Source organism: Vibrio kyushuensis (assembly GCF_050337325.1).
Lineage (GTDB): Bacteria > Pseudomonadota > Gammaproteobacteria > Enterobacterales > Vibrionaceae > Vibrio > Vibrio kyushuensis.
Map to the genome: position 1 here is coordinate 173,500 of NZ_JAKJSV010000003.1, position 19,060 is coordinate 192,559.

Consider the following 19,060-nt stretch of genomic DNA (forward strand, 5'->3'; position numbering starts at 1 on the left):
TAAGATGTACCCATTTAGCATGGTTAAGAGCCGCTATTATTCAGCTTCTACAAAACCATCTTTTTCGCCAGCAAGAGCAGCAACATCTTTGTTACGACCTTCAACAACTGTTTGTGCAACAGCGTTTAGGTAAAGTTGTACTGCACGGATTGCATCATCATTACCAGGAATGATGTAGTCAATGCCGTCTGGGTTAGAGTTAGTATCAACAACAGCGTAAACTGGGATACCTAGGTTGTTAGCTTCTTTAACTGCAATGTGCTCGTGATCAGCATCGATTACGAATAGAGCGTCAGGTAGGCCGCCCATATCTTTGATACCACCAAGTGACTTCTCTAGCTTCTCCATTTCACGGGTACGCATTAGAGCTTCTTTCTTAGTTAGTTTATCAAATGTACCGTCTTGAGCTTGAGCTTCTAGCTCTTTAAGACGTTTGATTGACTGACGAACAGTTTTGTAGTTCGTTAGCATACCGCCTAACCAGCGGTTGTTAACGTAAAACTGGTTGCTTGCAACAGCAGCTTCTTTAACAGCTTCAGATGCAGCGCGCTTAGTACCAACAAAAAGAACTTTACCTTTCTTCTCGCCAACTTTAGCTAGTTCAGCTAGAGCTTCGTTGAACATTGGAACAGTTTTTTCTAGGTTGATGATATGAACTTTGTTACGAGCACCAAAGATGAATGGCTTCATTTTTGGGTTCCAGTAACGAGTTTGGTGACCGAAGTGAACACCAGCTTTAAGCATATCGCGCATTGATACAGTTGCCATTTTAAAATCCTCTATGGGGTTAGGCCTCCACACTCCCCATGAATCCGACCCCTAACATCTATCTACTAATGCAAATAGTTTTACTGTTGAGGCACCCCGGAACATGTGACGGAATGTGTGTGATTTAAATTAAAGTGAGTGGAATACAACAATCAACGTCGCTTATTTACTTTAAACTACGCTTATTACGGACGTAGATGTTAATAGCTTTTATTAACGTAAAAAGAATAGAGACAATTGACCGTTATTCCGGGGCGCTTTATACCATATTTTCGCATTATATGGCTAGTAAAAATTCCTTACTAAGCAGTAAGGACCCGGTGGTATATACTGTGACTATATAAAAACACATACAAAACATGCTCATTGACACAAATACACATTCATAGAACTTCCTGATAGAATGCGACTCATTATTGTCGAGAGCTCCTACAAATTGGTCGAGAATTAGCGCGAATGTCTATGAAAATTAAAAACCATGAAGAAATTGAAAGAATGCGTATTGCTGGCAAACTAGCCGCAGAAATTCTAGAAATGATTGAACCCCATATAAAAGAAGGGGTTACCACCGATGAGTTGAATACACTCTGTCATAATTATGCGACAGACCGAGGTGCTTACTCTGCACCTCTCGATTATCACGGTTTCCCGAAATCAATTTGTACCTCTATCAACCACATCGTTTGCCATGGCATCCCTGCTTCTCAAGATGAAAAAGGCAGCAACGGTCAATTAAAGCCAGCAGTGTTGAAAAACGGTGACATTCTAAACGTCGACATCACAGTTATAATTCCTGATGAAGAGAACGCCAGTTTAAGTACTCGTCCACAAGGCTACCACGGTGATACATCAAAAATGTTCCTCGTTGGTGAGGCATCTCCGGCAGACAAGCGCTTGTGTATGGTTGCTCAAGAAGCTCTATACGTGGGTATGCGCAAAGTAAAACCGGGCGCTACTGTTGGTGATATCGGTACGGCTATCGAAAAATACATCAAAGAGAACAATAAGAAGAACCCGCGTAACAAGTTCTCTATTGTTAAAGACTTCTGTGGCCACGGTATTGGTAACGAATTCCATGAAGAACCACAAGTGGTTCATTACAAAAACACTGATCGCCGCGTATTAAAAGAAGGTCACTGCTTCACTATTGAGCCAATGATCAACGCGGGTAAATTCGGTTGTTCGGTAGATGCCGAAGATGATTGGACAGTTTACACTGGCGACGGTAAGAACTCTGCTCAGTGGGAACACACATTGCTTGTAACAGCAACAGGCTGTGAAGTGTTAACTCTTCGTAGTGAAGAGAGCATCCCTAGACTGATGAAAAACTAACTCAAGGCTAATACAGCCTCATGCTAAGTACGTCTTACTTAGTATAAATAGAGTGATAGAAAACCAACTTTGATGTCCCTGCCTAGCAGGGATATTTTTTTATCAGCCCCTATCTGATAGATTAAATACCTCAATACCCATATTCAATTTGCATGGACTGCTGCATATGCCGTATCAATCGCCACTGACTTTCTCAACCGAACAACTTTCAATCGTTTCACTTAAAGATCAGTTAGAGAAGTTTTCCGAATATCAAAAGAGTGAGTTTCTTGCTCACCACCCTATCAACGATCTCGTTCTCGGGCGTTCCGATTATATGGATCTATTGTTGCACCGGCTTTGGATAGAATACGGATTTAACAACCTACCTAATATTACTCTCGTTGCCGTTGGCGGCTATGGTCGAGGTGAGCTTCACCCTCTTTCCGATATCGATATATTGATTGTTTCAAAAAAGACGCTGCCTGAGTACCTTGGCGCAAAGGTTAGTGAATTTATCACCCTGTTATGGGATTTAAGGCTTGAGGTCGGCCACGCCGTTCGCACCATCGACGAGTGTGTCACTATCGGACAGGAAGACTTAACAGTCGCCACTAACTTACAGGAAGCACGTTTGCTCTGCGGCTGTGAAGATACCTATAGTCAACTGAGCACAAGAATTGGTGCCCCCTCATTTTGGCCAAGTGATGACTTTTATAAAGCTAAAATCAATGAACAAAAAGAGAGACATGCACGCTATCACGATACCACTTACAACCTTGAACCTGATATTAAATCCACACCCGGAGGTTTGAGAGATATTCATACCCTCAGCTGGGTAGCAAGGCGACATTTTGGAGCGACTTCACTGCTTGAAATGAGTAAATATGGGTTTCTAACCGATGCTGAATACCGTGAACTGGTTGAGTGCCAAGACTTTCTTTGGCGGGTACGTTTTGCACTACATATAGAGCTGAAACGTTACGACAATCGGCTCACCTTTGGTCACCAAGCTCAAGTAGCTGAAAGCCTAGGCTTTAGTGGTGAGGGGAACCGCGGTGTCGAAATGATGATGAAAGAGTTTTATCGTACATTAAGGCGCGTTGCTGAACTGAATAAGATGCTGCTAAAACTTTTTGACCAAGCGATTCTTGATAACGGTGTTGAGTATGAAGCTGAGATTCTTAGTGACGACTTTCAGCGTCGAGGAAAACTTATCGAAGCTCGAAAACCCGCACTATTTCAAGCTAGGCCAGAAACTATTCTCGATATGTTTATTCACATTGCGAACGACTCTACAATTGAAGGCGTTGCTCCCGCAACGATGAGACAACTGCGAACAGCGCGCAGAAGGCTGAATAAGTTTCTTCATGTTATTCCTGCTGCTCGTGAAAAGTTTATGGATCTGGTTCGTCACCCTAACAGCTTACACAAAGCGTTTAGCCTTATGCATAAACTTGGTGTGCTTGCTAGCTACCTACCACAGTGGAGTCAAATTGTAGGTCAAATGCAATTCGACCTATTCCATGTTTATACAGTCGACGAACACAGCATGCGTCTACTAAAGCACATCAACCGTTTTGGACAGATTAGTAATCGCGATAAGCACCCTATTTGCTGTGAAATCTACCCGAAAATCTTTAAAAAAGACCTGCTCATCTTGGCGGCGATATTCCATGATATCGGCAAAGGGCGTAATGGGGATCACTCAGAAATAGGCGCGGTTGAAGCTTACGAATTTGGTATTGAACACGGATTATCTAAACCTGAAGCGAATCTAATATCATGGTTAGTTAAAAATCACTTACTGATGTCTGTCACCGCTCAACGACGTGATATCTATGACCCTGAAGTTATCACCGAGTTTGCCAAAAAAGTCAGAGACGAAGAGCGCCTTGAATACTTAGTTTGCTTAACCGTTGCCGATATTTGCGCAACAAATCCTGATCTTTGGAACAGCTGGAAACGAACGTTACTCGCAGAGCTATTTTACTCCACACAAAGAGCACTGAGACGGGGTCTTGAAAATCCGGTTGATGTAAGAGATCGGATTCGCCATAACCAGCAGTTGGCATCAGCACTGCTCCGTAAGGAAGGATTTACCGCCCGTGAAATTGAAGTGCTATGGCAACGCTTTAAAGCCGACTACTTCCTTCGTCATACCCACAAGCAGATCGCATGGCATTGTACGCACTTACTCAACCGAACTGATGAAAGCAAACCACTGATACTGATCAGCGAAAAAGCAACAAGGGGTGGCACTGAAGTGTTTGTTTACGGTAAAGACCAAAATGCCTTATTTGCTACGGTCGTTGCCGAGCTAGATAGACGTAACCTAAATGTTCATGACGCTCAAGTAATGACCAGCAAAGATGGCTATGTGCTCGATACTTTTATGGTACTTGACCAGAACGGTGAAGCCATAGATGTCATGCGTCATAAATCGGTGGTTAAACACCTTGCTCATGTTCTGGAGGATGGTAGACCAACCAAGATTAAAGTTCGCCGAACACCGCGAAACCTACAGCACTTTACGGTAAAAACAAAAGTAGACTTTCTTCCAACAAAGAGCAAAAAACGGACTCTGATGGAGTTTGTCGCTCTGGATACTCCAGGCTTACTTGCTAAGGTGGGAGCAACCTTTGCCGACCTAAACATTAGCTTGCATGCCGCGAAGATCACCACAATAGGCGAACGTGCAGAGGATCTGTTTATTTTGACCAACAGCAATGGCTCTAGACTCGATGAAGAAGCACAAATTCAACTAAGGGATAAGTTGATTGGAAATATCGCAGAGCTTGCGCCAAATTAATCGCGATCTTGCCCACAAGTTGCGCAGTTGTTTTTATTGTCAGCTATCTACCACGAATATAGGCTGCTACATTAGTTATGATTTAATCAATTTTACAACACTAACTAGAGGTAGCCTATGTTTCCAAACCTCACAGGCTTAGGGATTCAAAACCCGAAGCAAATTGAGCGTTACTCGTTACGACAAGAAGCGCACAAGGATGTGTTAAAGATCTATTTTCATAAGCAAAAAGGCGAGTTGTTTGCCAAGAGTGTGAAATTTAAATATCCGCGCCAAGTGAAAAACGTTTTGGTCGATAGTGGCAGTCATCAATACAAAGAAGTGACTGAAATCAATAGAAACTTAACTCTTGTAATCGACGAACTCAATAAGGTAACAAAACCAGAGAAATTAGCAGAGATCGACGTTAAAGCTAAAATTTTAATGGACTTACGTCATCTTGAAAAAGTCGTCGCTAGTAAAATTGCAGAGATTGAATCAGATCTAGAAAAATTGAACTAACTTTTTTGAAATCGGATACGCCAAAAAAAGGTTCCCAATGGGAACCTTTATTATTTTATATGGCTAGATTGCTAGATCTCTAAACAACTAAGCAACTAAGCAACTAAGCAACTAGTTACTCTAATAAAAATCACTACCAACCCGCGTAGGTCCCAATAAAATAGAGCGATATCGCGGCCATAACACCCGCAACCACATCGTCAACCATAATACCTACACCACCTTCGACTTTCTTATCAAGCCAACCGATAGGCCAAGGCTTAACCATGTCAAAGAAGCGGAAAAGCACAAAACCCGCAGCAATCCACTTCCAATCAAATATCGCAACACCAAGCATTGGGACGACAAGCATAGTGATCCAAAATCCAACAAACTCATCCCAAACGATTGAACCGTGATCGTGTACTTTCATATCATCAGAAGTTACCTGACAAATCTTAACTCCGATGAAATAAGAACCAATAATCACTGCGATAAATAGCCACAGAGGAAGTTGTACTAACAAAAGATATAAAGGCACTGATGCCAAAGTGCCCATCGTGCCCGGAATAATTGGGGAAAGACCACTGCCAAATCCTGTCGCAAGTAAGTGCCACGGATTTTTTAAAGAAATTCGAGATAAAGGGTTCGTCATTGTTTAACCTTAAAGTGATCATATCCATTAAGTTGCCAGTCAAGCTCTGTACCGCTGTTATGAAGCTCAAACGTACCTGCAGGACGTATCTGCCCAATACAAGTGATTTTCGCTCCAGTATGGTTTAGAACGCTCTCTATAGAGCCTCTATTTTCCTCAGGTACGGTAAAGCACAGCTCATACTCTTCACCACTGGTTAACGCATATTTTTGCGCAAGGACTTCATCTTGAGTAAACCCAAGCAGCTCTGGTGATAGAGGAAGTGAGCTGACATCTACCGACGCACCGACATTTGAACGGTTTAGAATGTGGCTTAAATCAGAAATTAACCCATCCGAGATATCGATAGCTGACGATGCAACATTGAGTAAAGCTTGACCGACCAATACTCGTGGTGAAGATAGATAGTGTCTCTTCTCCAGAATGTCAGAATTTGCTTTTTTTCTTTGCTCATCATCGAGAATAACATCTAAGCCCGCTTTGCTGTCACCTAGATCACCGGTGACGTATATCCAGTCGCCAATTTTAGCACCACTGCGTCTTAACGCTTTCTCTTCGGGCACAAAACCTTGTACCGTCAGCGTGAGGCTCAGTGGTCCTTTTGTTGTATCACCACCAATTAGCTGAATTCCAAAGTAATCCGCTAGTTGAAAAAACGCTTCACAAAAAGGCGCAAGCCACGCTTCGTCTGGTTTTGGCATGGTAAGCGCAAAAGAGACCCAAGCGGGTGTTCCGCCCATGGCTGATAAGTCACTAATGTTTGAAGCCAGCGCTTTATGAGCGACCCAGCGAGGGTTTGCACCTTCAAGAAAGTGCGTACCTGCAACTAAAGTGTCGGTACTGATCGCTATCGCAACATTGCTTGGACTTTTAACCAGAGCACAATCATCACCGGCCGCAAGCAGCACATCTTTTCGCTGTGATTGTCGACCAACAAAATACTTATCAATGAGATTAAATTCACCAGACATATTAGTCATTCTCAAACAAAGAGTTAATTTTATAAAGAGGCTATAGATGCTAAATAATCGATATAAAAAAGGCCAGCACTAAGCTGACCTTATTTTCACGATTACTCGTTACTTCTTCTTACGTACGTGCGGTGCCGCTTTATCAAGCACACCGTTAACGAACTTATGGCTATCTTCTGCAGCGAACACTTTAGCAAGTTCAATCGCTTCATTGATAACAACTTTGTAAGGTACATCTTCACGACGTGTCATCTCGTACATAGCAAGACGAAGCAAAGCCAGTTCCATCAGATCTAGATCCTGCATAGGACGAGATACGAATGGACGAAGCTTGCTATCTAGTTCCATATGACTTAGAGCAACACCAGTCAGTAGGTCGCGGAAGTATGCCACATCTGTTTCTGGTGCGATAAGAGCAGGCTCAGCAGCATGATGTTCTTCTTCATCATACTTACCACCAGATATAAACTGTTCTTCAACTACGGCAACATTTTCTTTGCTAATTTGCCATGAGTAAATTGCTTGTAGAGCAAATTGACGTGCATTACGACGTGCGGCTGGTTTCACACTGGCCCCCATTAGGAATCGATTTCAGAAAGAACGTTGATCATCTCAAGTGCGCTTAGTGCAGCTTCTGCACCTTTGTTACCAGCCTTGGTTCCTGCGCGTTCAATAGCTTGATCGATGGTATCAACAGTAAGGACACCGAATGCCACTGGAAGACTAAACTCCATAGACACCTGTGCCAAACCTTTATTACATTCACTACAAACATAGTCGAAATGAGGCGTACCGCCACGAATTACTGTACCTAGAGATACAATCGCATCGAACTGGCCAGTCTTGGCAACACGCTGAGCAACTAATGGAAGCTCAACCGCACCAGGACAACGAACAACAGTAATATTGTCTTCGCTTACCTGTCCATGACGTTTTAAAGTATCGATTGCACCAGAAAGCAGGCTTTCGTTAATAAAACTGTTGAAACGAGCAATAACGATAGCAATTTTTGCATTTGGCGCTGGGAAGCCACCCTCGATCACTTTCATAAGCCTTCCTTTAACTATGTTCATCAAGTGAGAATCGCCGGATTCTAGCATAAAACTGTGAGCAATATCTAATAGATATTAAAGTTTATACGAACCTTCGGCGTGTCTAATTTAAGTTTCTGATAGTGATAAAAAATCACTATTATCGATAAAAAAGGAAGCAAACGCTTCCTTTTTTACAAAGTTAGCCGAGTGTCACTCACCTAGCTAATTGTTTTTATTCACAAACGTATTCAATCACATTTAGACCAAAACCACCAAGAGCATGGTAACGTTTTGAGCTAGAAGACAATAAACGCATATCTGTCACACCAAGATCAGCGAGAATTTGTGACCCTACACCCACACGGCGTGATGTACCTTGCTTCTTCGCCATCGTTGGCGCTTCGCCTTTATCTTGGGCTTCGAATACCTTAACTTTATGAATAAGTGTTTCGGTCGACTCTTCATTGCCAAGAATAATTAATACACCGCCTTCTGAACCGATTTTCTTCATTGCCGAATCTAAAGTCCAGCTACGTTCAGTTCCACGGTCAGAGTGCAGTAAGTCAGTGAACGTATCATGCAAATGAACACGAACTAACGGTGCTTTATCAGCATCCACAGAACCTTTCACCATCGCATGGTGAATTTGATTATCAATGGTGTCTCTGAACGTAACTAATTCAAAATCGCCAAATTCCGTTGGCAACTTACATTGTGCAACACGCTCGATGGTTGTCTCTGTGTTGTTACGATATTCAATAAGATCGGCAATGGTGCCAAGCTTTACATCATGCTTTTTAGAGAAAACTTCCAAGTCTGGGCGACGAGCCATAGTGCCATCATCGTTAAGGATCTCAACAATCACTGATGCAGGTTCAAGCCCGGCTAATCGACCTAAATCACAACCGGCTTCGGTATGACCAGCACGAGTTAACACACCACCCTCTTGAGCGGTTAAAGGAAAGATATGACCGGGCTGAACGAGATCGGCTGCTTTTGCCTCTTTCGCAACTGCTGCTTGAACTGTGATTGCGCGGTCAGAAGCTGAAATACCAGTCGTTACACCTTCAGCGGCTTCAATAGACACTGTAAAGTTCGTGGTGTACTGAGCATTATTGTCTTGCACCATCGGCGGAAGACCTAGTCGCTCACAACGCTCTTTAGTCATGGTTAAACAGATAAGCCCACGACCATGAGTCGCCATAAAGTTAATCGCTTCAGGCGTAATATGTTCTGCAGCCATGATTAGATCACCCTCATTCTCACGATCTTCATCGTCCATGAGAATCACCATTTTACCAAGGCGAATATCTTCAATAATTTCTTGTGGAGTGCTAATTGACATGCTTAATTCCTTTATTTTTATACTCTTTTGATCGTGACTGCTGTTTCGATCATGACTAACGGTTTTAAACGTTTTTTATTTATTGAGAAAGCTCGTTAGGCAAAACCGTTTTGCTGTAAAAATTCCATACTTAAACGAGATTTAGGCTCAGCCTCTTCTTTCTGACCTTGAAGAAGCCTTTCCATATAACGAGCTAGAACATCCACTTCCAAGTTTACTTTACGGCCCACTTGAAAACTATTGATCGTCGTCTCTTCACCCGTATGTGGAACGATGGTGAGTTTGAAGGCATTTTTGCGTAAATCGTTTACCGTCAAGCTAATTCCGTCGACAGTGATTGAGCCTTTTTCCGCTACGTATTTAGACAGCTCCGCAGGCATTTCAACCCAAAACTCGATAGCACGACCAACTTGGTGGCGCTCTACAATTACACCAACACCATCAACGTGCCCTGAGACAATATGCCCACCAAAACGAGTGGTTGGCAGCATTGCTTTTTCAAGGTTGACTTTGTCACCGGCTTGGTAGTCTGTGAAGCCTGTCTTATTGAGCGTTTCTAACGAAAGATCGGCAGTGTAACTGGACTGATTAAAATCAACCACGGTTAGGCATACGCCATTTGTCGCGATACTGTCACCAAGGTTCACATCTGACATATCGAGTTTACCGACATTCACGGTGACACTGATATCTTCGCCTTTTGGAGTAATCGCCGCTAACGTGCCGACTGTTTCTACTATTCCTGTAAACATACTATTTTTCTTTCTTAATAAGTGTGGCTAGGTTTATCGAGTTCTACTGTTTTTATTAATAGTAGCGACGATTCTAATATCAGGCCCAACGAGACGTAAGTCTTGAATGGATAAGTCATGAGTCTCGTTCATCAACTCTAGCCCGAGAGCACCAAACAGACCACGACCATCACTACCCATTAATTTAGGTGCTAAATATAGCACTAACTCATCGACAAGCTCAGCTTCAAGCAGTGATTTCGCTAAGGTAGCGCCAGCCTCAACCCATAAATGGTTAATATTGTGTGAATCGACCAGTTGTTTAAACGCTTTAGTGAGATCAACCTGACCTTGAGCGTTTGTTTCAGCAGCGACCTCTCCATTGGGAGAAACTGTCAGTATCGGGCCTGCGGTATTAAAAAGCTTGAGATCACCAGACAGTCTTTGTTGTCGATCGAGTATGACACGAACTGGTTGGCGCAATTGACTCTCTTCATAATTTGATTGAAGAGTTTTAGGTAAATCATCCCAACGAACATTCAATGAAGCATTGTCATCAATAACCGTTTTACTGGTGGATAATATTGCACAAGATTTCGCACGATAGGCTTGAACGTCTTGTCTAGATTGGGGAGACGTTATCCACTGACTAACACCGTTACTTAATGCTGTTTGGCCGTCTAAGCTCGCCGCCATTTTTAATTGTACAAACGGCAAGCCTGTTTGCATTCGCTTAATAAAAGCAGGGTTGAGCGCTTTGGCGTCCGCTTCTAATAACCCGACATCAACTTGAATACCCGCTTCACGGAGCATAGCAATGCCACGTCCGGCAACTTTGGGATTAGGGTCTTGCATTGCACAAACAACACGCGTGACTTTGGCATTGATTAAGCCTTCAGCACAAGGTGGGGTGCGACCATAATGCGAGCATGGTTCTAAAGTTACATACGCGGTCGAGCCAATTGATTGCTCACCGGCCATACGAAGCGCATGCACTTCAGCGTGAGGTTGACCTGCTCTTTCGTGAAAACCTTCACCAACGATTGTAGTGTCATGCTCAGTTTCGCCATGTCGAACAATAACGCAGCCAACATTAGGGTTTGGTGCAGTGGTATAGATGCCCTTTTTTGCCAACGTAATGGCACGAGACATCATTTGAAAATCAAATTTGGAAAATAGAGACATAATCGGCGAACTTAATCTTCTAACTTAGCAATTTCTTCGCCAAACTCGCGAATGTCTTCAAAACTTCGATACACAGAAGCAAAGCGGATATAAGCGACCTTATCTAGGTCTTTAAGCTGATCCATTACGAGATTACCGATCATATCGCTTGGGACTTCACGCTCACCAGTTGCACGAAGTTGAGATTTAATCATGCTGATTGCGAGCTCAATAGAGTCGGCACTCACTGGGCGCTTCTCTAATGCACGCTGAAAACCTCCCACCATTTTATCTTCATTAAATGGTTCTCGATTGCCATTGGTTTTAATGACTTTTGGCATCACTAGTTCGGCTGTTTCAAATGTAGTGAAACGTTCGCTACATGCTAAGCACTGGCGACGGCGACGTACCTGATGACCATCAGCAACTAATCTAGAATCAATAACTTTTGTGTCGTTCTCAGAACAGAAAGGACAATGCATATTACCTCCAAGTAATTACCCACAGTGTAACGGAATTACTCTTATGAAGAAAAGTAAAAGGGGCGTAACGCCCCTTTATAATTCCAAATGTCTGTGTTACTTCAAGCTCGTATTATGGTCGAGCTAAATAGTTCGCTTTGCCAACCCACTTATAGCTGGTTAGCTCTTCAAGCCCCATTGGTCCACGAGCATGCAGTTTTTGCGTAGAGACAGCAACTTCTGCGCCTAAACCAAACTGTGCACCGTCAGTAAAGCGTGTTGATGCGTTAACATAAACTGCGGCCGAACCCACTGAGTTAATAAAGACTTCTGAGTTTTGTAGGCTGTTAGTCATGATTGCGTCTGAGTGACTGGCATTATGCACACGCATATGAACAATCGCTTCTTGAACGTCTTCAACCACTTTCACGCCAAGTGTATAACTCAGCCACTCGGTATCGAAATCACCTTGTTCAGCATCGCGAACATTGTCAGCACCATTCAATAGTGCTTTTGCACTTGGGTCTGCTACAAATGTCACCTGATCACTCATACGTTGTGCCGCTTTCGCTAGGAACTCTTTTGCTACCGCTTTATGAACCAATAGCGTATCTAAAGAGTTGCAAGCCGATGGACGCTGAACTTTCGAGTTTTCAACAACATTCAATGATTTATCAAGGTCAGCGCTTTCGTCTACAAAAATATGACTAATACCAAAACCACCAATAATCACAGGAATTGTGCTGTTCTCTTTACACATTTTGTGCAAGCCCGCACCACCACGAGGAATGATCATATCAACGTAATCATCAAGTTTAAGCAGTTGAGAGACAAGCTCTCTATCTGGCTTTTCAATATACTGCACAGAAGCCGCTGGAAGTGACGCTTTTTCTAGAGCAGATTGAATCACTTTCACAAGCTCCATGTTGGAGAAAAACGTCTCTTTTCCACCACGTAGAATACTTGCATTACCCGTTTTCAAACAAAGAGCCGCGATATCGATGGTCACATTTGGGCGTGCTTCGTAGATAACACCAACCACACCAAGTGGCACTCGACGACGAGACAGCGACATGCCATTTTCAAGCATTTTACTGTCTATCTCACTGCCAACAGGATCGTCTAAGCTGATCACGTTACGGACATCATTCGCGATACCAACTAAACGCTCTTTGTTAAGTAATAGTCGGTCTAATAGAGCGTCAGTCAAACCTGCGTCTCGGCCCAATTGAATGTCTTTTTCGTTCGCTGCTAAGATGGTTTCAGCATTCGCTTCTAGCTCATCTGCAATAATCGCTAGTGCTTGATTCTTCTGAGACGTTGACGCTGTTGCGAGGTGAAAAGCCGCTTCTTTAGCCGCTTGCCCCATATTGTTTAAATCCACTTTAATTTCCTCTCTTTTATTCTTGGATGACAACAAGATCATCGCGATGAATCACTTCTGAGCCGTAGTCATAGCCAAGAATAGAAATAATATCTTTACTGTGTTTACCAGCAATACGAGCCAAGTCTTGGCTTGAGTAACTCGTAATACCGCGAGCGATCAAATCACCGTGGGTATCTACGATACGAGCCACCTCGCCTCGCGCAAATTCGCCGTGAACTTTAGTCACACCCTTTGCGAGTAAACTGCTTCCTTTCGTGACAACAGCGCGCATCGCTCCATCATCAACCACAATATCACCAGCCGCCGCGGGACCAGCTAAGATCCAACGTTTACGGTTTTCCAGTGACTCAGCCAGTGGTAAGAATCGGGTGCCTTGCGGTACATCGCTGATCGAGTCAAATATGACGTTTTCAGCACTGCCCGCCGCAATAATAACCTCAATCCCAGCACGTCTTGCGATATCCGCCGCTTGTAGTTTTGTCGCCATACCGCCAGTACCGAGCGTCGTGCCACTTCCACCTGCAATTTTGCGAAGAGTGGCATCAATAGTACGAACTTCTTTGATTAATTCAGCATTGGGATCTTTGCGTGGATCAGCGGTAAACAACCCTTTCTGATCGGTGAGCAATAGCAGTTTATCTGCGCCACATAGGATGCCAACTAAGGCGGACAAATTATCGTTATCACCCACTTTGATTTCACTGGTCGCGACTGCATCATTCTCGTTAACTACGGGAATGATGTCATTATCAACCAAAGCATTAATCGTATCTCGCGCATTCAAAAAGCGTTCTCGATCATCTAAATCAGCGCGTGTTAGTAGCATCTGGCCGATTTTCATACCATAGATAGCAAACAACGACTCCCAAACTTGAATTAATTGGCTTTGTCCTACAGCGGCTAGAAGCTGCTTGCTAGACATTGCGTTGGGGAGTGCGGGGTAACCTAAGTGCTCGCGTCCGGCAGCTATTGCGCCAGAAGAAACCATTACAATTGAATGGCCGAGTTTTTTTAACTCAGCACATTGACGCACAAGTTCGACCATATGAGCTCTATCAAGAGCTTGGGTTCCACCTGTGAGTACACTAGTGCCCAGTTTAACAACCACCGTTTTTGGTTGAGCTGAGGTTCCGCTATGTTGATTCGTTGTCATGATACTTTTTGATAAGAATTACGTATAAGAGCTGATGTTTTAACAATCAACGCTGAATTTAACAAGTGAAAAAGGCGCTTAAAGCACCTTTTTATATAAAGTAGAGGGAATTGAGCTGAATTATACGAATTCGACGGACTCTTTATGAAGTTCCACCGTCATTTGAAATTTCTCTTCTAAAGTCTTGGTCAGCTTATTATGGAAATCATCTTGCGTTCTGTTCACTTCGGAAATCGCCTTCTTAGGAACAGAAACTGCGTCCCAGTTACCTTCAAGGTTGTATCGTCCAACAAAGTAATTTGCTTTAAAGCCCTGCTCATCTTGCTCAAGCTCAAGCCACCAACCCCAAAATTCACGCTCTTCCGGAGATTTCTTGTCATTGACACAGGCAGACAAACAATCAAATAAATAATTACCTTCACTGCATTGCATCTCTCGAAGGTACGGTCCGACAGCTTTTAATGTACTTAATAAGCGATAATGAGTTGGCAACTTTGTCACTTCAGCCATATGAGTTACTCCATTAAATAATTAGCGATAATATTTTTAATTAGGTGCGATTTATAGTTATTGACTTACTATTGTCACTTCTTGTTATGTGGTTATTTTTCAACCATATATATATTATGCTTAACTAATAATGGGGAAATGTCATCTATATAGTTCGTCTTCCATCCATTTTATAGCTAAAGCGAGGGATTGCTCATATCCTTCTGAAATTATTTTATTATTTATTTTCCGAGCCTTTCCATATTGGCTATATAGTGCTACTAGTTGATTATCTGAATGTGGGGACACCGGATCACCATCAAGGCTCATTGCCAAAATAGGCACTTTAGTTTTGCGGCTCGACACCACACCTTGAACCTTCAGTGACCACGCCATTAATTGACCAGATAAGCTCCCTACATCGACAATCGACTTACCAATCCTGCACGCCAGTAGGTCCAAATACATCTTAGACATATTCTGTAGTTTCTTTGGTGAAGCCAAAAGATCATGGATTGGCGCGCCCATTGAAACACACGCTTTGATCTTGTTTTGCTCTAAGAATGAAAGACGCACCATTGCGTTACCACCAAATCGGAACCCTAAAAGGCCGACTTTATAGTGATCAACCCACGGGATATTCGGTAACTCATCGAGTACAGCCTGATGAAGGCAAGAGGTATCTTCGCTTAAAGGCCAGTGACTGTTTTGCCCAACGGAAGGCATATCAACAGTCAACATTGCGATATTTTTTGGTGCTAGATGGTCTCGAAACAGTCGCCACATATCCGTTTGTAATGTATCAAGCCCAGCACTAACAATAATTACCGGTTGTGGTTGAAGTGTATTGGTGGCGTGTAAGTTCGCAGTGATCTTTCTTTTCCCGTAAGGAATTTGAAGACGCTTTACGACAAACTTACTTTTTTCAGCCGCTTCCGTGTAAGCCGCATTAGCTTGAACTTGAGCTTGAAGTGATAGGTTATCATTTTTCAAATGTGGGTAACCCGCGATGCTAAAGCACAACGAAGCCGTAAATAGCTCTTCAGCCCCTTCGTCTCCATCTAAAGCCTTGCCACGCTTTTGGTGTTCCATTCCAAGCTTGCCCCACTCATAAGCCCAGTTACCGCTGCGAAACCCGATGACAGTATCTAACCAATGATCATGGGTACGAGAGTGTGGTGACGATGCGATTCTAGCTAGCACTGCTTCTTGTTCAATTGGATCAACCCCTTGCCAAGCCCACTGCATGCGACGCAGATTCCGATACCAAGACCCTGTATTGATTTTTTCATCCAAAAACGGTTTGTTGCTCGGCATGTATTGGGTCAGTGCTGATGTTTCTTTCGCTTGCTTGTTTTTAACAAAAAGAGTTTCAGACAAGTTCTTATCGCTTTGATCAGACATATTAATTCCTAATGGGCAGCTTTAGACGTTTATAGGGGGTAAAAAAAATGACCCATAAGAGGGTCATTTTTCACTATTCACGCTAAGAAGCAATTATTTTACGCTAAGAAGCGATTATTTTTGCTTGCGATTAATAGGCTCAGCAAATTGAAGCGCCGTATCCCACGGTTGTTCAATCCATGTATCTTGAGCAATATCAACAACGTAATCATCAAGCAGATCAACGCCAGAAGGTTTAGCACATACAGCAATTAGTTTAGCTTTCGGGTACATTTCACGAAGCTTACGCGCTGTATCACCACTGTCTACCAAGTCTTCTACAATTAGAAAGCCTTCGCCGTCACCTTCAGGTGCTTTAACAACCGTCATGTCACGCTGGTGATCATGATCGTAGCTAGAGATACAAATTGTATCTACGTAACGAATACCAAGTTCACGAGCTAAGATTGCAGCGGGAACAAGACCGCCACGGCTAACACCTAGGATACCTTTCCATTGTTCTGCTGGCATTTGCTTTTCAGCTAATTGACGGCAGTATGCTTGCATGTTGTCCCAAGTGATAATGAATTTATTGCTCATTGTATAAACCTAATAATTTGAAAAATATGAATTTGTTTATTCTACGATGTACTTAATGATAAAGATGGCTGACATAACCCAAACACTGAGTGAAACATCACGTCCTTTACCACTTAATAGCTTAATCGCTGCGTAGCTAATAAAGCCAAGTGCGATACCTTCTGCAATTGAGAAAGTCAGTGGCATTAGTAAACATGTTACAACCACTGGAGCCGCTTCTGTTAGATCGCGCCAATCAATGCTCACTAAACCAGAAAGCATTAGGATCGCAACATAAAATAGCGCACCTGTCGTCGCGTAGGCTGGGATCATACCAGCAAGTGGCGAGAAGAATAATGCAAGAAGGAACAAAATGCCAACAACAACCGCAGTTAATCCTGTACGACCACCAGCTGCTACACCTGCAACACTTTCAATGTAAGAAGTTGTGTTAGATGTACCTAGAAGCGCACCAGCAGAGGTTGCTGTAGAGTCAGCAAGAAGTGCACGGTTTAAACGAGGAATCTTACCGTCTTTACCAATTAAATCTGCTTTTTGAGCAACACCAACTAACGTGCCAGCGGTGTCGAATAAATCAACAAATAGGAAAGCGAAGACAACTGAAATCATACCGATTTCAAATACTGCTGAGAAATCAAGCTGCATAAAAGTAGGTGCGATGCTTGGTGGCGCAGACATGATACCGCCCCATTGAACATCACCAAATACAAGACCCAGCGCAGTGACTACTAGGATAGCAATCATTACCGCGCCTTTTAGACCGCGATGCACCAATGCAATCGTAATGAAGAAACCGATAGCGGCTAAAACAGAAGAAAGTGACGTGATATCACCCATAGTCACTAGCGTTACTGGATTACCAACAACGATGCCAGCATTTTTAAGACCAACAAGCGCCAAGAACAGACCAATACCTGCTGAGATGCCTGTACGCAAAGACATTGGAATAGAGTTGATGATCCACTCACGTATCTTGAAGATACTTAAAAGAATGAACAGCACACCAGAAACAAATACAGCAGCTAACGCAACCTGCCATGTATGTCCCATACCCAAAACAACACCGTAGGTAAAGAAGGCATTCAAACCCATACCTGGTGCTTGAGCAATTGGGTAGTTAGCAATAAAGCCCATAATGAAACAACCAATTGCAGCAGCAAGACACGTCGCTACAAAGACAGCCCCGTGATCCATGCCTGCATCAGACAACATTGCTGGGTTAACAAAAATTATATAAGCCATTGTTAGGAATGTAGTAACACCTGCAATGACCTCAGTCTTCACGTTCGTGCCGTGTTCACTGAGTTTAAATAGCCTTTCGAGCATGATCGGATCCTATGAGGGTAAAAAGTAAACGGTTGCGTAATCGATTGGCCTGAATTATAGAGTTATCAATTAACAAATTCCAGATAGAATTATGACTCTAATGAATAATTACTGGGTAAGAGAAGAAAAATCAGGACGAATTTCAATAGAAAAACAAGATAAACCCTTTAATTTCAATCGATAAGATAGTGGAATAAAATTTAAGGTCATGATGTTTTTTTAAACCATGTTCTAAACTTTCATAAGGATTCATGGGGAAACAGGACTTCAAAGTATGAACTACGATGAATAGACGTTAAAGAATTGTTCTAAATATAGAAACTAAACGTTAGTGGCGAATGATTAATCAGTTGGCAATTTATAGATAAAAAAACGCCACTCAAATGGAGTGGCGGTTGAATCATCTCAGCTAAGTAGCTGTAAAAAAATTCCAATAATTAGGGGTGAACAAATTGTTCAAATAACATGCTTTCGCTGTTACCAACTCAACTATTGAGAATAGTCAGTTGTGATAACCTTGATTGCTAATAACCTAGTTATTAATAACCAAAGCTGATTGGGTATACAAAGTCGCTAGTGTAAACATTGCTGTTAGTCCAGAACATTGCAGATGGTAAACCTTTCATAACTATCACCTTAAAATCAATTAAAAAATACAGTTTGATTCTCAGTTCCTTGGAGGCGATTAACGGACTCATCCTTTGAGCATTTCTTCTTCATTACTGAAGATGTGACTAATATATCACCATGAAATTTAATTACAAGTAAATAGTGATTTAAATCACAAAACATTAGGGAAATAATGAATAGCATACATTTTACGTAATTAAATTACACAACCATCAATAGCCAAATTAACACCCCTGTGTAGAAGCGTATATGAGTTAGATTTAATGTTTATATTCTGTGACGGCCGTGAACAATTTCATTACAGGATAAGCTACACCCCTCGTGTAGTGAGTGGTATGCTGTGATCCACTACACCACAGT

19 protein-coding genes are annotated in these 19,060 nt (G+C 42.6%); 3 read left to right on the forward strand and 16 right to left on the reverse strand.

The window, feature by feature from the left end; genetic code table 11:
- Positions 1-36 precede the first annotated feature (36 nt).
- On the reverse strand, positions 37-768 hold the full coding sequence (gene rpsB, locus L4D20_RS07320; protein ID WP_428800926.1) for a 30S ribosomal protein S2: 732 nt from the start codon (positions 766-768) through the stop codon (positions 37-39).
- 456 nt (positions 769-1,224) lie between these two features.
- Here rpsB and map point away from each other — a divergent pair, with 456 nt between their 5' ends.
- The 3 genes from map (at position 1,225) to L4D20_RS07335 (ending at position 5,392) form a co-directional block, all read left to right on the forward strand.
- Complete coding sequence (gene map / locus L4D20_RS07325) at positions 1,225-2,100, forward strand: type I methionyl aminopeptidase (protein ID WP_428800927.1); 876 nt, start codon at positions 1,225-1,227, stop codon at positions 2,098-2,100.
- Between the two features lie 166 nt (positions 2,101-2,266).
- Positions 2,267-4,891: a bifunctional uridylyltransferase/uridylyl-removing protein GlnD gene (gene glnD, locus L4D20_RS07330; protein WP_428800928.1), complete on the forward strand. Its 2,625-nt coding sequence runs from the start codon at positions 2,267-2,269 to the stop codon at positions 4,889-4,891.
- A 117-nt stretch (positions 4,892-5,008) separates the two neighbouring features.
- The gene (locus tag L4D20_RS07335) at positions 5,009-5,392 is read left to right on the forward strand and encodes a DUF3461 family protein (RefSeq protein WP_428800929.1); all 384 of its coding nucleotides are present in this window, start codon (positions 5,009-5,011) and stop codon (positions 5,390-5,392) included.
- Positions 5,393-5,525: 133 nt separating this feature from the next.
- Here the strand turns inward: L4D20_RS07335 and pgpA are convergent, their stop codons facing one another.
- The 15 genes from pgpA to vcdP form a co-directional block, all read right to left on the reverse strand.
- The gene (gene pgpA / locus L4D20_RS07340; protein ID WP_428800930.1) at positions 5,526-6,026 is read right to left on the reverse strand and encodes a phosphatidylglycerophosphatase A; all 501 of its coding nucleotides are present in this window, start codon (positions 6,024-6,026) and stop codon (positions 5,526-5,528) included.
- A complete protein-coding gene (gene thiL, locus L4D20_RS07345) occupies positions 6,023-6,997 on the reverse strand; it encodes a thiamine-phosphate kinase (protein WP_428800931.1) in 975 nt (324 codons plus the stop codon). Before thiL ends, pgpA begins: the two co-directional genes overlap by 4 nt.
- A 108-nt stretch (positions 6,998-7,105) precedes the next feature.
- On the reverse strand, positions 7,106-7,576 hold the full coding sequence (gene nusB / locus L4D20_RS07350; RefSeq protein ID WP_017035058.1) for a transcription antitermination factor NusB: 471 nt from the start codon (positions 7,574-7,576) through the stop codon (positions 7,106-7,108).
- The gene (gene ribH / locus L4D20_RS07355) at positions 7,576-8,046 is read right to left on the reverse strand and encodes a 6,7-dimethyl-8-ribityllumazine synthase (RefSeq protein ID WP_248007687.1); all 471 of its coding nucleotides are present in this window, start codon (positions 8,044-8,046) and stop codon (positions 7,576-7,578) included. Before ribH ends, nusB begins: the two co-directional genes overlap by 1 nt.
- 217 nt (positions 8,047-8,263) lie before the next feature.
- Entirely contained in the window at positions 8,264-9,376 is a 1,113-nt protein-coding gene (ribBA, locus tag L4D20_RS07360; protein WP_428800932.1) for a bifunctional 3,4-dihydroxy-2-butanone-4-phosphate synthase/GTP cyclohydrolase II, read from the reverse strand.
- A gap of 95 nt (positions 9,377-9,471) precedes the next feature.
- Complete coding sequence (locus L4D20_RS07365; protein WP_428800933.1) at positions 9,472-10,128, reverse strand: riboflavin synthase; 657 nt, start codon at positions 10,126-10,128, stop codon at positions 9,472-9,474.
- Between the two features lie 33 nt (positions 10,129-10,161).
- Positions 10,162-11,292: a bifunctional diaminohydroxyphosphoribosylaminopyrimidine deaminase/5-amino-6-(5-phosphoribosylamino)uracil reductase RibD gene (gene ribD, locus L4D20_RS07370; protein ID WP_428800934.1), complete on the reverse strand. Its 1,131-nt coding sequence runs from the start codon at positions 11,290-11,292 to the stop codon at positions 10,162-10,164.
- An 11-nt stretch (positions 11,293-11,303) separates the two neighbouring features.
- Positions 11,304-11,753, reverse strand: coding sequence for a transcriptional regulator NrdR (gene nrdR / locus L4D20_RS07375; RefSeq protein WP_428800935.1), 450 nt, complete (start codon positions 11,751-11,753; stop codon positions 11,304-11,306).
- A gap of 112 nt (positions 11,754-11,865) precedes the next feature.
- On the reverse strand, positions 11,866-13,116 hold the full coding sequence (locus L4D20_RS07380; protein WP_428800936.1) for a glutamate-5-semialdehyde dehydrogenase: 1,251 nt from the start codon (positions 13,114-13,116) through the stop codon (positions 11,866-11,868).
- Positions 13,117-13,132: 16 nt separating this feature from the next.
- Entirely contained in the window at positions 13,133-14,272 is a 1,140-nt protein-coding gene (gene proB / locus L4D20_RS07385; RefSeq protein ID WP_428800937.1) for a glutamate 5-kinase, read from the reverse strand.
- A gap of 120 nt (positions 14,273-14,392) precedes the next feature.
- Complete coding sequence (crl, locus tag L4D20_RS07390) at positions 14,393-14,782, reverse strand: sigma factor-binding protein Crl (RefSeq protein WP_428800938.1); 390 nt, start codon at positions 14,780-14,782, stop codon at positions 14,393-14,395.
- A gap of 141 nt (positions 14,783-14,923) precedes the next feature.
- Positions 14,924-16,165, reverse strand: a complete 1,242-nt coding sequence (gene frsA, locus L4D20_RS07395; RefSeq protein ID WP_428800939.1) for an esterase FrsA — start codon at positions 16,163-16,165, stop codon at positions 14,924-14,926.
- Between the two features lie 114 nt (positions 16,166-16,279).
- Complete coding sequence (gene gpt / locus L4D20_RS07400; RefSeq protein WP_428800940.1) at positions 16,280-16,744, reverse strand: xanthine phosphoribosyltransferase; 465 nt, start codon at positions 16,742-16,744, stop codon at positions 16,280-16,282.
- A gap of 36 nt (positions 16,745-16,780) precedes the next feature.
- Positions 16,781-18,070, reverse strand: a complete 1,290-nt coding sequence (locus tag L4D20_RS07405; protein WP_428800941.1) for an NCS2 family permease — start codon at positions 18,068-18,070, stop codon at positions 16,781-16,783.
- Between the two features lie 539 nt (positions 18,071-18,609).
- Entirely contained in the window at positions 18,610-18,768 is a 159-nt protein-coding gene (vcdP, locus tag L4D20_RS24285; protein ID WP_489686419.1) for a small protein VcdP, read from the reverse strand.
- Positions 18,769-19,060 lie beyond the last annotated feature (292 nt).

Bases quoted from the DNA above. Each gene is read 5' to 3' on its own strand.
- L4D20_RS07365 (WP_428800933.1), bottom strand. From the start codon at position 10,128: ATGTTTACAGGAATAGTAGAAACAGTCGGCACGTTAGCGGCGATTACT.
- proB (WP_428800937.1), bottom strand. From the start codon at position 14,272: ATGACAACGAATCAACATAGCGGAACCTCAGCTCAACCAAAAACGGTG.
- ribBA (WP_428800932.1), bottom strand. From the start codon at position 9,376: ATGTCAATTAGCACTCCACAAGAAATTATTGAAGATATTCGCCTTGGT.
- frsA (WP_428800939.1), bottom strand. From the start codon at position 16,165: ATGTCTGATCAAAGCGATAAGAACTTGTCTGAAACTCTTTTTGTTAAA.
- crl (WP_428800938.1), bottom strand. From the start codon at position 14,782: ATGGCTGAAGTGACAAAGTTGCCAACTCATTATCGCTTATTAAGTACA.
- ribH (WP_248007687.1), bottom strand. From the start codon at position 8,046: ATGAAAGTGATCGAGGGTGGCTTCCCAGCGCCAAATGCAAAAATTGCT.
- gpt (WP_428800940.1), bottom strand. From the start codon at position 16,744: ATGAGCAATAAATTCATTATCACTTGGGACAACATGCAAGCATACTGC.
- ribD (WP_428800934.1), bottom strand. From the start codon at position 11,292: ATGTCTCTATTTTCCAAATTTGATTTTCAAATGATGTCTCGTGCCATT.
- L4D20_RS07405 (WP_428800941.1), bottom strand. From the start codon at position 18,070: ATGCTCGAAAGGCTATTTAAACTCAGTGAACACGGCACGAACGTGAAG.
- rpsB (WP_428800926.1), bottom strand. From the start codon at position 768: ATGGCAACTGTATCAATGCGCGATATGCTTAAAGCTGGTGTTCACTTC.
- L4D20_RS07335 (WP_428800929.1), top strand. From the start codon at position 5,009: ATGTTTCCAAACCTCACAGGCTTAGGGATTCAAAACCCGAAGCAAATT.
- map (WP_428800927.1), top strand. From the start codon at position 1,225: ATGTCTATGAAAATTAAAAACCATGAAGAAATTGAAAGAATGCGTATT.
- vcdP (WP_489686419.1), bottom strand. From the start codon at position 18,768: ATGAGTCCGTTAATCGCCTCCAAGGAACTGAGAATCAAACTGTATTTT.
- glnD (WP_428800928.1), top strand. From the start codon at position 2,267: ATGCCGTATCAATCGCCACTGACTTTCTCAACCGAACAACTTTCAATC.
- thiL (WP_428800931.1), bottom strand. From the start codon at position 6,997: ATGTCTGGTGAATTTAATCTCATTGATAAGTATTTTGTTGGTCGACAA.
- nrdR (WP_428800935.1), bottom strand. From the start codon at position 11,753: ATGCATTGTCCTTTCTGTTCTGAGAACGACACAAAAGTTATTGATTCT.
- pgpA (WP_428800930.1), bottom strand. From the start codon at position 6,026: ATGACGAACCCTTTATCTCGAATTTCTTTAAAAAATCCGTGGCACTTA.
- nusB (WP_017035058.1), bottom strand. From the start codon at position 7,576: ATGGGGGCCAGTGTGAAACCAGCCGCACGTCGTAATGCACGTCAATTT.